This is a genomic window from Desulfosudis oleivorans Hxd3, assembly GCF_000018405.1.
Taxonomy (GTDB): domain Bacteria; phylum Desulfobacterota; class Desulfobacteria; order Desulfobacterales; family Desulfosudaceae; genus Desulfosudis; species Desulfosudis oleivorans.
The window spans coordinates 3,391,458-3,405,348 of record NC_009943.1 but is presented as its reverse complement, the minus strand read 5'-3'; the positions used below and the strand labels follow the sequence as shown (position 1 = coordinate 3,405,348).

Sequence of the window (13,891 nt, the reverse complement as noted above, 5' to 3'; positions counted from 1 at the left end):
GCATCAGGCTCTTTTTGGTGCTGTTGTGCCGTCAATGGCCCTGAGCAGGTGGAGCATCTCTTTTATATCTTCGAAAAGCGGTGCTGTAAAGCACATGGGTGCGCCGGTAACGGGATGATCAAATTCAAGTCGCCACGCGTGAAGCATCTGCCGGCCGGCGGCATTGAGCAGCTCAAAAGAGGCCCGGCTGGAAAAGTGCTGCCGTTTCCGGGTCCATTTGCACGGGTAGGTGGGGTCTCCCACCACCGGCCGTTGCAGCGCCGTACAGTGGACCCGGATCTGGTGGGTCCGGCCGGTGTGAATTTCAAGCTCCAGCAGACTGGCATCGACAAAGGCCTTGCGCACTTTCCAGCGAGTTTCCGCTGGCCGGGCCTGAGGGCTTGAAACCGACATTTTTTTTCTTTCCAGGGAGTGCCGGCCGATGGGCAGGGTGACAACGCCGCCGGTCGATTTCATTTGGCCGTATACCAGAGCCAGGTAGGTCTTGCGGACCTGCCTGGATTTGAACATGTCGGAAAGCGCCTGATGGGCGGCCGCGGTCTTGGCCACCACCAGGGCCCCGGAGGTGTTTCTGTCCAGACGGTGGACAATGCCCGGCCGGTCAGGCTCACCGACGGTGCCAATGGCCGGAAAATGGTGCAGCAGGCGGTTGACCAGGGTGCCCCCTTCATGGCCGGGGGCGGGGTGCACCACAAGGCCGGGGGGCTTGTTGACAACCAGCAGAAACGCATCTTCAAACAGGAGAGGCAGGGGGGCGGGCTCGGGGCCGGGCTTTTCCGGCTTTTGTGAAGGAATGCGACCGGTTATGGACTGGTTGACGCCAACTTTATAGGAAGGCTTCTGGGGCCGACCGTCCACAAGGATAGTGCCGTTTTTGATCAGCAGGGCCGCTGAATGACGTGAACAATCCCACTGACCGGCCACCAGCGTGTCCAGTCGCAGGCCGTCGTGCCCTGCACTCGTCACAAGGGCGACGTCTCTATCCGGCGGCATGGGAGGGAGGCATTTTGGGGAAAAAGGACTCGATCTCAGAGATGACCGTTTTTTCTTCGGCCCCTTTTGCAATGGAAAGCTCTTTTACCAGCAGGCCCTGGGCCGTATCCAGCAGTTTTCTTTCCCCAAATGAAAGGTCTTTTGTCATTTTCAGCAAAAAGAGGTCCCGGAACACCTCAGCCACCTCGTACAGGGAGCCGGTTTTGATCTTGTCCATGTACTCCTTGTACCGCCGGTTCCAGGTCTGGTTGTCACCGGCGCCGCACTCCTCCTGGCTGCGGATGATGTTGTAAATCTTTGAAACCTCTTTTTTGCAGATCACGTTGCGGATGCCCACGGCCGTAAGATTCTGGGTGGGGATCATGATGACCATGTTGGTTTCCAGGATCTTCATGATGTAAAAATCCTGCCGGGTATCGCCGATGTTCCGGGACTCAATGGTCTCAATGCGGCCCACGCCATGGGCCGGGTAGACCACCAGGTCGCCGGGTTGATAGTTGTTCGGGCCTTTTTTAACGACCGGCCCTTTTTTGGGTTTTACCTTCTGCGCCATTTTTTATGTCACCTCGGAGGTTGAATAACTACAAATCTTACTATTTATAGCAGATTTTAACCCGTCCGGCAACTAAAAAGGGGGAGGGCCGGCCGGCTCTCCCCCTTTTATCTCAGGTTGTTAACAGTTTCGTATTACAGGAACAGCACCGGCACCATGAGCAGGGCCACCACGTTGACGATCTTGATCATGGGGTTGATGGCCGGACCAGCGGTGTCTTTGTAGGGGTCGCCGACGGTGTCGCCGGTAACCGCTGCCTTATGAGCATCGCTGCCCTTGCCGCCGAAGTTGCCGTCTTCAATGTACTTTTTGGCATTGTCCCAGGCCGCGCCGCCGGTGGTCATGGAGATGGCCAGGAAGACACCGGTGACGATGCTGCCGATCAGAAGACCGCCAACAGCATAAGGACCACCGACCTTTCCGAAAAGAACACCGATAATAATCGGGGCAACAACCGGAATCAGGGCCGGTACCATCATCTCCTTGATGGCGAACTTGGTGACCAGGTCCACACAGGCGGAGTAGTCCGGCTTGGCCGTGCCTTCCATGATGCCCGGAATTTCACGGAACTGCCGGCGTACTTCGTCAACCACCGCGCCACCGGCCCGTCCCACGGCCTTCATGGCGATGGAGGCGAACAGGAAGGGCAGCAGGCCGCCGATAAACAGGCCGATCAGCACCCGGACATCTGACAGATCAAATATCAGGGCGACATGATCACCGCCTTCATGGAACTGGAATTCCATGACATAGCAGGCAAACAGCACCAGGGCGGCCAGACCGGCGGAGCCGATGGCATACCCCTTGGTAACGGCCTTGGTGGTGTTGCCCACCGCATCCAGGGGATCGGTAACGGCCCGGACGCTCTCGTCCATGCCTGCCATCTCGGCGATGCCGCCGGCATTGTCCGTGATGGGGCCGTAGGCGTCAATGGCGATAACCATGCCGGTCATGGACAGCATGGACATGGCTGCCATGGCAATGCCGTAAAGACCGCCCAGGGTAGAGGCAACGTAAATGGCGATACAGATGGCGATCACCGGCAGGGCGGTGGACTGCATGCTCACGGCCAGGCCGGCGATGATGTTGGTGCCGTGGCCGGTGGTGGAGGCTTCGGCAATATCTTTTACCGGCTGGTACTTGCCGGTGTAGTACTCGGTGATGATAACAATGACAACGGTCAGGATGATGCCGATCAATGAACAGTAGTAAAGGTTCATTGCGTCCATGCCCTCAACGCCGGTCAGCATTTTCTTGGCCACAAAGTAGAAGGCCACGGCCGAGATGGCAGCCGCGCCGAACATGCCTTTGTACAGGGCGCCCATGATGTAGTCGCTGCCTTCACGAAGCCGCACAAAGAAAATAGCAATGATGGAGGCGATGATGGACACTGCGCCCAGCACCAGCGGAAAATTGATGGCAATGGACTGAACCTCGGGGCCGTTGGCCTTGAAGAAAAGCGCGCCCAGCAGCATGGCTGCCACGGCGGTAACGGCGTAGGTCTCAAAAAGGTCGGCTGCCATACCGGCACAGTCGCCCACGTTGTCACCCACGTTGTCGGCGATGGTGGCCGGGTTCCGGGGGTCGTCCTCGGGAATGCCGGCTTCCACCTTGCCCACCAGGTCCGCGCCAACGTCTGCGCCCTTGGTGAAGATACCGCCGCCCAGACGGGCGAAGATCGAGATCAGGCTGCCGCCGAAGCCCAGGGCCACCAGCGGAATAACCGCATTAACGCCGGTAAGGTCTTTGGAGAGCAGAAATGCGTAGTAGCCGGCGACCGAGGTCAGGGCCAGGCCGGCCACGATCATGCCGGTCACGGAACCGCCCCTGAAGGCCATGGCAAGGCCTTTGGAAAGGCCGCCCCTGGCTGCTTCAGCGGTACGAACATTGGCGATAACCGAAACGCGCATGCCGATGTAGCCCGCGAAGAAAGACGCGATGGCGCCCACGGCAAAGCCGATGGCGGTCAGAGAGCCCATAGTGAACCAGATGACGACGCAGATGATGATGCCGGTGATTCCCATGCTTTTGGCCTGGCGGTTCAGGTAGGCAATAGCGCCTTCCTTGACCGCGTCGGCGATTTGGTTCATTTTCTCGTTACCGGCGGGAGCGCTCTTGACGATGCCCGCCATGATCAGAGAATAGATGATGCCCACCACTCCGATCAGGGTGCAGAGTAATGGCAGATTGCCTGTTAAAGCCTCCATTTTTCCTCCTTGTTTGTTTTAGTTGATGGTTTATATTTCTCTACAAAAATACCTGTTGTTACCGTGCGCCATGAAGCCTGTTCATGGCCGCTGTGGCGCCCTCTTTCAGGATCGCCGTAACGGTTTCCCCGGCCTGCTGTATCAGCCCGTCCAGGTGTTCCAGCTCTTCTGCTGAAAATCGTCCCAGCACATGGCCGACAACCCCCTCCCGGGCGCCGGGGTGGTCGATACCGATGCGGACACGGACAAAGTCATCCGTTCCAAAGGTATCGATGATCGATTTGATGCCGTTGTGTCCGCCATGACCTCCTTTCGTTTTTATTTTTAATTTTCCAAAAGCAAGGTCGATGTCGTCGTGTACGACCAACATTCGCTTGCTTGATATTTTTAAATATTGTGCCAGCCGGAAAAGCGGCGGCCCGCTGCTGTTCATAAATCCCTGCGGTTTTACCGCCACCACCCGTTGCCCCTCGATTCCTCCGGTGCCATACAGGCAACTGCCTTTTGTTCTGTCGATGGCAAAAGAAAACCGTTCGGCCAGCCGGTCAATCACCATGAACCCGATGTTGTGCCGGGTGCGGGCGTAATCACTTCCCGGGTTGCCGAGTCCTGCCAGCAGATAGGGTTCTGTTTCATACATGCATCACTGAATAGAAAAACCGCGTTGACAGGCTTTGGTTTATTCGTCGCCGCCTTCTTCTGTCTCCCCGGTCTCCCCGGTCTCTTCGGCGCCTTCTGCCGCGGCCTCTTCTGCTTCTTCGTCTTCAACCGTTTCTTTTGTAGGCGCGGCTACGGCGATCACCGTGAAGTTGACCTCATGCACCAGCTCAACCCCCTCCGGGGCCTCGATATCAGCCACGTGGACCGAATCACCGATGTCGAGAGCGCTGATATCGATGGCGATGGATTCCGGAATAAGTCCCGGCAGGCAGCGCACTTCCAGTTCTCTACGGATCAGCTGAAGCACACCACCCTCTTTTTCGCCCTTGCACACACCCGTTGTGGCAACAGGGACATAGGTGGTGATTTTCTTGGTCAGATCCACTTCGTGAAAATCGGCGTGAATCAGCTTCAGGGAGACCGGGTGTTGCTGGAGCTCCTTGAGCATGACGGTTTTTGACGCGGCCCCGTCGTCGATGACGAGGGAGAGAAGGGCCTGTTGGCCGGCGTCCTTGAGCAGAAGGCGAAAAGTGTGATCGTCCACGGCAAGGGGAAGCGGGTCGTTTTTATGACCATACACTATTGCGGGAACAAACCCCTGGCGCCGCAGCGCCTTTGGGGTGGGCCCACCCGCCATCTGACGTGTTTTGACTTGCAGTTCCTTTAATTCCATGTTTCAAAAATCCTTTGTTTCTTTATATTTTGGTAAGCGCAATGGACGGGGCTATACAAAAAGAGAGGTGACCGAATCGCCCCTGTAGCTTCGTATCATGGCCTCTCCCACCAGGTCGGCGATGGAGAGGACCTCTATTTTGTTGCACTGTTTCGCATTTTCATTCAGCGGCACCGTGTCGGTGACGATAATCTGTTTGAGTTTGGAGCCGGTGATGCGGTCCACCGCCGGGCCGGACAGCACCGGATGCACGCAGCAGGCATTCACTTCCCTGGCGCCCTTGGCGTCCAGGGCCGCCGCCGCCTCGGTCAGAGTGCCGGCGGTGTCCACCATGTCGTCTAAAATAATCGCGATTTTATCCTTGACGTCACCGATGACCGCCATGGCCTGGGCCTGGTTGGGAGCGGAGCGGCGCTTGTCCACAATGGCCAGTTCCGCGTCCAGTCGCTTGGCAAAGGCCCGTGCCCGCTCCACACCGCCGGCGTCGGGAGAGACAATGACCAGGTTGTCGGGGGAAAAGTGTTTTTTAATGTGGGTGATCAGCACCGGGGCCGCGAACAGGTTGTCTACCGGCACATTGAAAAAGCCCTGAATCTGGCCGGCATGCAGGTCCAGGGTGATGATCTTGTTGGCACCGGCCTGGGTGAGCAGGTCCGCCACCAGCTTGGCGCTGATCGGCACCCGGGGCGCTACCTTTTTGTCCTGGCGGGCATATCCGTAATAGGGAATCACCGCGGTGATCTTGCTGACCGAGGAGCGTTTGAGCGCATCAAGCATCAGCAGCAGTTCCACCAGGTTATCGTTGACCGGCGCGCAGGTGGACTGGATCAGAAACACGTCCTTGCGCCGGACGTTTTCGTTGATTTCGATCTGGACCTCGCCGTCGCTGAACCGGGAGACCTTGGCCTTTCCCAGGGGCCGGCCCAGGTACGCGCAGATTTTTTCCACCAGCCCGGGATTTGCGTTTCCCGAAAAAATTTTAAAATCGTTGTTTGGTTCCTTCAATGGCCTGTCCTCATATCGTTTTCCGGCATCGTGTCCATTGGCTGGGGCGGGAGGATTCGAACCTCCGAATGCAGGAATCAAAATCCTGTGTCTTTACCGCTTGACGACGCCCCAGTGCAAAGGCTTCATTTTTCGGTCAAGCCGTATGTCCCGCCGTCAGTAATGTCGCGCAAAACAGCCGTTCTCCCGTCTGCCGGGGAATCGTCGCATAGGCCTGTTCCGCCGCCGCCGGGTCCTTAAAAACGCCGAACACGGCAGGGCCGCTGCCGGACATCAGAACACCCCGCGCGCCGGCGGCCACCAGTCTTTTTTTGGCGGCCCCTATCTCCGGATATCGCTCCAGAGTAACCGTTTCCAGATCGTTTTCAAGGTGTTTTGCAAACTCAAAAGGCGTCTGTTTTGTAAAAGAATGGATCGTAGAAATTTTTTTGTTATTTGTCAATGTTAAATTGAAACTTTTGTAGATATCGCCGGTGGAAACAGGAATGTCCGGATGGATCAGCACCACCGGCAGGGAGGGCAGGAGAGGGTAGGCGACAAGGCGGTTTCCGATGCCGGTGGCAAGGGCCGGCCGGCCAAAGATGAAAAACGGCACATCCGCGCCCAGAAGGGCCCCCATCTCCAGAAGGCGGTCCATGGAGAGCGGCCGCCCGAACCGGTTGTTGAGCCACACCAGGACCGTTGCGGCGTTGCTGCTGCCGCCGCCCAGGCCGGCGGCCACAGGAATGTGCTTGACAAGGGTGATGGAGACCCCGGCCTGAATGCCGGTACGCTCAAAAAAGAGGGTCGCGGCCCGGTGGGCCAGGTTGGAAGCATCGGAGGGAACCGCTGAATGGTCACACCGGACCGAAACGCCGCTGTCGGTGAGTTCGAATGTCAGCTCGTCAAACAGGCCGATGCAGCACATCAGGGTAAAAAGATCGTGATACCCGTCGGCCCGCTTTCCGGTGACGTGCAAAAACAGGTTGATTTTGGCAGGGGACAGCACCTTCATGACGGACCCCCTTGGTTACCATAAAACGGCAGGCGCTGATATCGGGAGATATCAAGCGCCTGCTCAAATTGTCCGGTGTTGTCGCCCGTTACCCCGGATGTTTTATGCAATATCCGGGCTACCGGGTGGTTTTTATCACCATGAACATGCCGTTGGATTTTCGAATCAGGATCAGCAGGGGGTCTCCCTCCTTGATACCTTTCAGGATGGCCTCAAAGTCGGCCGTGTTCTGAATGCGCTGCCGGTTGATCTCTCTGATCACATCTCCCGGCTGAATGCCGGCCTGATCGCCCTTTCCACCGGGGGCCACTTCAGACACGTACACGCCCTCGGTGCTGTTCAGGTTCAGTTTTCTGGCCACCTCTTCGGTGATGTCGGCCACTTCCAGGTCCATGGCGCTCTGGGTGCCGGTTTCCGATTTGCCCGCCACGCGGGTGTCGTCCCGTTCCTTGATCTTGACGGTTACGGTTTTTTTCTTTCCGTCCCGCAGCAGCATTACTTTGATGGTTTCTCCCACGGGCAGGCTGGCGATCATGGCGGAAAGATCCCGGCTGTCTTTAATTTCTTTACCGTTGACCTCAAGAATGATGTCCTGGGTCTTGATGCCGGCCTTGTCCGCCGGATCCCCGGGAAAGACCTCGGTGACCAGTGCCCCTTTGCCGCTTTCCAGGTTGTAATACTCGGCCATCTCTTTGCTCACCGGCTGAATGCCCACGCCCAGCCAGCCGCGAATCACGTGGCCTTTGGTCTCCAGCTGCTCAAGAATGTTGTTGGCAAGGTTGGCGGGAATGGCAAACCCGATGCCCTGGCCGCTGGCAATGATGGCGGTGTTGATGCCCACCACCTCGCCGGCCAGGTTGACCAGGGGGCCGCCGCTGTTGCCGGGGTTGATGGAGGCGTCGGTCTGAATGAAGTCGTCATAGGGACCGGCCCCGATCACCCGGCCCTTGGCACTGACGATGCCCGCGGTGACGGTCTGTTCCAGGCCGAAGGGGCTGCCGATGGCCACCACCCATTCCCCCACCTTCAGGTCGTCTGAATCGCCCAGCTCCAGGCTGGGAAGGGGCCGCTTTGCCTCGATTTCCAGCAGGGCCAGATCGGTGTTGGCGTCGGTTCCCACCACCGTGGCGTCAAACTCATCACCGTCTTTGAGCTTGACAATAATCTTGTCCGCGTTTTCCACCACGTGGTTGTTGGTGACGATCAGCCCCCGTGAATCGATGACAAACCCCGAGCCCAGGCTGCGTTGCTTGAACTGCCGGCCGTGGGGGGCATTGAAAAACCGCTCGAAGAACTCGTTAAACGGGTCGTTTTCTCCAAAGGGGGAGTTAAAAAAATGGCGGGACAGGCGGTCGCTCTGGGCCGTTGTTGTTTCGGTGCGGATGTTGACCACGGCCGGACCGATAGCGTCGGCCAGTTCGCTGAATGATTCGGGAATCAGGGCCGGCTGTTTTTGAATCGCGGCCAGGGCCGCCGAGTTCATGGTAAAAAGCAGGGTAAGCAGGGCAAGGGCCATTCCGGCGCCCGCCACGCACCGCCTGCTGATTGCCGTGGGGAGAGTGGCGTAATGTTTCATTTGCTGTCCTTCTCCTTTACGTAAAGAATTCTCAGGTCGCGCAAAGCCGTTTCCAGCAGTCCTTTTTCATCATCGGTCAGGTTTCCGGCGGTTTTCTCCTTCAGCATACCGATAATGTCGATGGTATGTTTGGCCACGGCCAGGTTTTTCTCTGTTTTGCCGGACACGGGGTCGGCAATGACGCCCAGGTGTACCAAGGCCGATGAGTTGAGGGAAAAGACAAAGGTGGAAAAATTGATGGCCGGAAGCCGGCTTTCCGTTTTTTGGGACTTGTTCTTGTCGTCTTCCTTGAGAACAAAGTCCTGGGATTCTGCAGCGGTCATGGGGATTACTCCTTGTCGTATGCGGTCATGCAACCGGCACGGGCATTGCCTGCGGGTGTTGATCCACGGGCCGCACACACCGGCCGGGGGCGGTATATCAATAGAAATGTAAGACCGGTTTGCTATTCGTCAAGCTCAAAAACCGTCACATCCTTGACCAGGGGCAGCTCTTTTACGGCCGCCAGGGCATCGTCGGGAATGCGCGATCCGGTTCTCAGGAAGATGATGTTGCGCAGGGTGTCGCCCTGCTGGCCCACCTGCATGCGCTCGATGTTGACGCCGAAGGTGCCCAGGGTGGTGCCGATGCTGCCGATGGCGCCGGGCTTGTCCAGGTTGTGAATGATGGCAAAATGGCCTTTTGTAGGAATCATCTCCAGCCGGAAGTCGTTGATCCGGACCACCCGCGCCTCCTTTTTGCCAAAGATGGTGCCGGCCACGGTGTGGGTGCCGGCGCCGGAGGTCACGCTGATGGTGATCAGGCTGGTGTAGTCGATGGGAAGGGTTTCGCTGCGGGTGGTGATGGCAATGCCCATCTCTCCGGCCAGGGAGGCGGCGTTTACCGAGTTGACCTGGTAGGCCACCAGGGGCGTGAGCAGGCCCTTGACCGCGGCGGTGGTGACCGGCGCCAGGTCCAGGCCCTGAAAGTCACCGTTGTATTCAATCTTGATTTCGGTGATGTTGGCCCCTGAAAATTGGGCCAGCAGGCGGCCCATGCGGTCGGCCAGGGTAGTGAAGGGCGACAGTTTTTCCAGCAGGTCGCCGGACACGGCCGGCAGGTTGACGGCGTTGATCACCGTGTTGTTTTTGAGGAACTCAATGATCTGGTGGGCCGCGGCCTCGGCCACGTTGACCTGGGCCTCCTTGGTAGAGGCGCCCAGATGGGGCGTGGCGATCACGTTGTCCAGCTTGAGCAGGGGGTGCTCACCGGGCGGTTCTGTCACAAACACGTCCAGGGCCGCGGCCGCCACCCTGCCCGACATCAGGGCGTCGTACAGGTCGGCCTCATCCACAATGCCGCCCCGGGCGCAGTTGAGAACCATCACGCCGGTTTTCATCTTTTCAAAGGCGGCCTTGTTTAAAAGCCCCACGGTCTGCTTGAGCTTGGGTACATGGACGGTGATGTAGTCGGCCCGGGCAAAAAGGTCGTCTAAAGAGACATACTCGAACCCTTCATTTTCAATGGTGGTCCGGGCGATGTTGGGGTCAAAGACAATAACGTTCATCTTGAGCTGGCGGGCCCGGTCGGCCACGATGGAACCGATTTTGCCGAAACCGATCACGCCCAGGGTCTTGTTGAACACCTCCCGGCCCTGGAGTTTTTTCTTTTCCCACTGGCCGGACCGCAGGGAGAGGGTCCCCTGGGGAATGTTGCGGGTCAGGGCCATCATCATGGCAATGGTGTGCTCCGCCGTTGTCACCACGTTGCCTTCCGGCGTGTTCATCACGGCCACGCCGTGCTTGGTAGCCGCGGGAATATCCACGTTGTCCAGGCCGATGCCGGCCCGGGCCACGGCCTTGAGCTTCGGGGCACCCGCTTCGAGAATATCGGCGGTCACCTTGGTGGCGCTGCGAATGATCAGGGCGTCGTACTGTCCAATAATGGATTTCAGTTCCTCCGGGGGAAGCCCGGTTTTAACGTCAACGGCAAAGCCGGATTCGTTCTCCAGGCGGGATACGCCGGACGCGTCAATGGTGTCGGATACAAGCACTTTCATCGTCATGTTATGGCCTCCAAGCCTTGTCAATCAAGTGAGTGCCGCCGTGGGTACGGCGTCACAATAGGGCCTGATTACGCCATTTGCCGGGAAAATTCAAGGCAAAAATGTTTGCACAACCGCAAAAAATAGTATAATTCATTAAAATAAATAAGATGTTATCTTTCAATAACCGCGGGAAGGGAACGCCTATGCGAACCGATGCGCAAAAAGAACTGTTAATCAAGTCCATTGATGCGTCCCAGCGGAAGTTTTTTATCATCTCTCCGGACTATACCATTCTGGTGGCCAACACCTTTACCGGGCTGCTGGTGGGAGAACCCCTGGAGGGCAAAAAATGCTACGAGGTGTTCTGCAACCGGGATACGCCCTGCCAGACCTGCATGGCCAGCGAGGTGCTGCGCAGCAAGCGGCCGGCCCTGTCCGGCGTGACCCGGGGCACTTTTGAGATCGCCGGCGACGGGTCGTGCTTTTACTCCTATCCCATTTTTGACGGGGACCGCATTGAAGCCCTGGTGATGATTGATTTCGACGTTACCGTGCTGGGCGAGATTCGAGGCCGGCTGGAGATGTCCAACGCCTTCTTGCGCAACCTGATCTTAAGTTCCGTGGACGGCGTGATCGCCGCGGATAAAACCGGCAAGGTGATCATCTTCAACGAGGCCGCTTCCGAGATCTCGGGCTACACGGTGGACGAGGCGCTAAACAGCCTGGATATTCGCAACATCTATCCGGGTGACGGGGCCCGTGAGATCATGCGAATGATGCGCAGCCCGGACCATGGCGGCGAAGGCAAACTCAAGTCCTTTCAGGTGGACGCCCTGAGAAAGGACGGGGGCACGGTGCCCATCCTGTTGAACGCTTCCATTGTGTACGAGGGGGAAAAGGAGATCGCCTCCATCGGGTTTTTTCATGACATGACCGAGGACCTGCGCATCAAGGCCGACCTTCAGAAGACCCAGACCCAGCTTCTGCAGGCCGAAAAGATGTCCTCCCTGGGCAAGCTGGCCGCGGGCGTGGCCCACCAGCTCAACAACCCCCTGGGTGGCATCATGCTGTACGCCAAGCTGCTGCTGGAGGACTATGACCTGAGCAGGGAGGTCACCGAGGATATTCATCGCATTCTGCGGGACGCCCAGCGCAGCAGCGACATCGTGCGGGAGTTGCTGGAGTTCGCCCGCCAGACCCGCCAGCAGCGGACCATGGTGGATGTGAACCAGAGCGTGGCCCGTACCCTGTTTCTGCTTGAAAACCAGACCCTGTTTCATGACATCACCATTGAGAAGCGGTTTGCCGACACGGCCCTGTGGGTGGATGCGGACGTGCAGCAGCTCAATCACGTGTTCATGAATATTATTCTCAACGCGGCCCAGGCCATGGAAGGCAAGGGCGAGCTGACCATCACCACCGGCGCGTCGGCCATGGGCGAAATGGTGACGGTGGAGATCGCCGACACCGGCCCCGGTATTCCGGCCGACACCCTGCCCCGTATCTTTGAGCCTTTTTATACGACCAAGGACGAGGGCAAGGGCACGGGCCTGGGCCTGAGCCTGGTTTACAGCATTATTGATGATCACGGCGGACGGGTGTCCGCCGCCAACAAACCTGAACGGGGCGCTGTTTTCAGAGTGGAGCTGCCGGCCTATTCGGGACAAGGAGAGGACGAGAGTGGACGATAGGCAACGCATGAAGATTCTGGTGGTGGATGACGAAAAGGATATCCGCGAGGGGTGTGTCCGCGTGCTCCGGCGCCTGGACTGTGAAGTGTCCATGGCGGCGAACGGCCACGAGGCCCTGGAGCTGCTGGGCCGGGAGTTTTTTGACGTGCTGCTGTTGGATCTGAAGATGCCCGGCATCGACGGCATGGATGTGTTGCGGGAGATTCAGCAGCAGGAGCGGGATATCCTGGTGATCGTGATCACCGGCTTTGCCACGGTGGAGACCGCCATCGAGGCCATGAAACAGGGGGCCTACGACTTTATTCCAAAGCCCTTTGACCCGGCCCAGCTGCGCATCGTGGTGGAACGGGCACTGGACAAGATTCGCCTGATCCATGAGACCGAGCAGCTGGCCCTGGAGCGGAGCCGGACCCTGGCCGACCTGGGCACGGAAAAGAGCCGGATCAGCGCCATTGTGGAGTCCCTTCCCACCGGCGTGGCGGTTACCGATAAAAACGGTACCGTGGTGCTGATGAATCCGTCGTTCAAGCTGCTGGTGGGGCTGGCACCGGAAACCGCTCCCGGTGCCGACATCGCCACTTACATCGAAGATCCGGTGCTTTGCGACATGGTGCGGCGCACGGCCAGGGGCGATAACGGCGGCGCCGCCGACCTGTTTACCCACGAACTGAGCATCGGCGGGGAAAAGTATCTTATTGCCCGGGGCCGCCCGGTCCAGGCCGAAACCGGCGAGTGCATCGGCACGGTGGTGACCCTGGGCGACATCACCTCCATCAAGCTGCTCGATCAACTCAAGTCCGAGTTCGTGGCCAAGGTGTCCCACGAACTCCGGTCCCCGCTCTCCACCATTCACGAGCAGCTGGGCGCGGTGCTGCGGGACATGGCCGAAGAAAACGACGACAACGAGGATCAGTACATCCTTTCCCGGGCCAAGGAGAAGACCGGCGGCCTGATCGCCCTGATCGGGGACCTGCTGGATCTGTCCCGCATCGAGTCCGGCGGCGTGACACACAACATTCAGCCGATCCGGCTGGAAAACCTGCTTGCCAGCATCGTGGACTTCATGCAGTCCCGGGCCGCGGCCAGAGAGCAGAGGCTTTCCCTGGAGCTGGGGACCGGGCCGTTTCCCGAGCTGACCGCCGACCCCCTGGCCCTTGAAAGCATCTTTGGCAACCTGGTGGCCAACGCCCTTCAATACACGGGCAACGGCGGTTCCGTTGTGGTGCGGGCCGACATGGAGGATGGGTTTTTCAGGGTGTCTGTGGCGGATACCGGGTTCGGTGTCGCCGAGCAGCACAGGGAGAAGATTTTTGAAAAGTTTTTCCGGGTCAAGGACGAGAACACCCGGTTTATCACGGGCACCGGCCTGGGCCTGCCCATTGTGAAAGGGCTGGTGGAGCAGATGGGCGGCACCATTGACCTTGCGAGCCAGCCCGGCAAGGGCAGCACCTTTACCGTCAGGCTGCCGGCGCCCAGAAACGTTTAGTCCGGCAGACACAAGGGGCCGGAAAGT

At 58.5% G+C, this 13,891-nt stretch carries 12 protein-coding genes and 1 tRNA gene; 2 read left to right on the top strand and 11 right to left on the bottom strand.

The genetic code is table 11. The features are described from left to right. Nucleotides 1-3: 3 nt before the first annotated feature. The 11 genes from DOLE_RS14525 to serA form a co-directional block, all read right to left on the bottom strand. Entirely contained in the window at nucleotides 4-966 is a 963-nt protein-coding gene (locus DOLE_RS14525; protein WP_041281230.1) for an RluA family pseudouridine synthase, read from the bottom strand. A gap of 13 nt (nucleotides 967-979) precedes the next feature. Further along, entirely contained in the window at nucleotides 980-1,546 is a 567-nt protein-coding gene (locus tag DOLE_RS14520; protein ID WP_012176235.1) for a CarD family transcriptional regulator, read from the bottom strand. 134 nt (nucleotides 1,547-1,680) lie between these two features. After that, a complete protein-coding gene (locus tag DOLE_RS14515) occupies nucleotides 1,681-3,753 on the bottom strand; it encodes a sodium-translocating pyrophosphatase (RefSeq protein ID WP_012176234.1) in 2,073 nt (690 codons plus the stop codon). A gap of 58 nt (nucleotides 3,754-3,811) precedes the next feature. Beyond that, nucleotides 3,812-4,393: an aminoacyl-tRNA hydrolase gene (gene pth, locus DOLE_RS14510; protein WP_012176233.1), complete on the bottom strand. Its 582-nt coding sequence runs from the start codon at nucleotides 4,391-4,393 to the stop codon at nucleotides 3,812-3,814. Between the two features lie 39 nt (nucleotides 4,394-4,432). Beyond that, nucleotides 4,433-5,086: a 50S ribosomal protein L25 gene (locus tag DOLE_RS14505; RefSeq protein ID WP_012176232.1), complete on the bottom strand. Its 654-nt coding sequence runs from the start codon at nucleotides 5,084-5,086 to the stop codon at nucleotides 4,433-4,435. 51 nt (nucleotides 5,087-5,137) lie between these two features. Continuing rightward, nucleotides 5,138-6,091 carry a ribose-phosphate pyrophosphokinase gene (locus tag DOLE_RS14500; protein ID WP_012176231.1) on the bottom strand — a complete coding sequence of 318 codons (954 nt, stop codon included), beginning with the start codon at nucleotides 6,089-6,091 and terminating at the stop codon, nucleotides 5,138-5,140. A 38-nt stretch (nucleotides 6,092-6,129) separates the two neighbouring features. Continuing rightward, nucleotides 6,130-6,205: transfer RNA gene (locus tag DOLE_RS14495), tRNA-Gln, on the bottom strand. Between the two features lie 22 nt (nucleotides 6,206-6,227). After that, complete coding sequence (ispE, locus tag DOLE_RS14490) at nucleotides 6,228-7,085, bottom strand: 4-(cytidine 5'-diphospho)-2-C-methyl-D-erythritol kinase (RefSeq protein WP_012176230.1); 858 nt, start codon at nucleotides 7,083-7,085, stop codon at nucleotides 6,228-6,230. Between the two features lie 118 nt (nucleotides 7,086-7,203). Then, on the bottom strand, nucleotides 7,204-8,661 hold the full coding sequence (locus DOLE_RS14485; RefSeq protein ID WP_012176229.1) for a DegQ family serine endoprotease: 1,458 nt from the start codon (nucleotides 8,659-8,661) through the stop codon (nucleotides 7,204-7,206). Next, nucleotides 8,658-8,984: a DUF1844 domain-containing protein gene (locus tag DOLE_RS14480; RefSeq protein WP_012176228.1), complete on the bottom strand. Its 327-nt coding sequence runs from the start codon at nucleotides 8,982-8,984 to the stop codon at nucleotides 8,658-8,660. The genes DOLE_RS14485 and DOLE_RS14480 overlap by 4 nt, the downstream gene beginning before the upstream one ends. Nucleotides 8,985-9,106: 122 nt before the next feature. Then, on the bottom strand, nucleotides 9,107-10,699 hold the full coding sequence (gene serA, locus DOLE_RS14475; protein WP_041280605.1) for a phosphoglycerate dehydrogenase: 1,593 nt from the start codon (nucleotides 10,697-10,699) through the stop codon (nucleotides 9,107-9,109). 191 nt (nucleotides 10,700-10,890) lie between these two features. On the opposite strand from serA, the gene DOLE_RS14470 reads away from it, so the two are divergent. Next, nucleotides 10,891-12,378, top strand: coding sequence for a PAS domain-containing sensor histidine kinase (locus tag DOLE_RS14470; RefSeq protein WP_012176226.1), 1,488 nt, complete (start codon nucleotides 10,891-10,893; stop codon nucleotides 12,376-12,378). Continuing rightward, nucleotides 12,368-13,864 (top strand): hybrid sensor histidine kinase/response regulator, encoded by a 1,497-nt coding sequence (locus DOLE_RS14465; RefSeq protein WP_012176225.1) that lies wholly within the window; start codon nucleotides 12,368-12,370, stop codon nucleotides 13,862-13,864. Before DOLE_RS14470 ends, DOLE_RS14465 begins: the two co-directional genes overlap by 11 nt. Nucleotides 13,865-13,891: the final 27 nt, after the last annotated feature.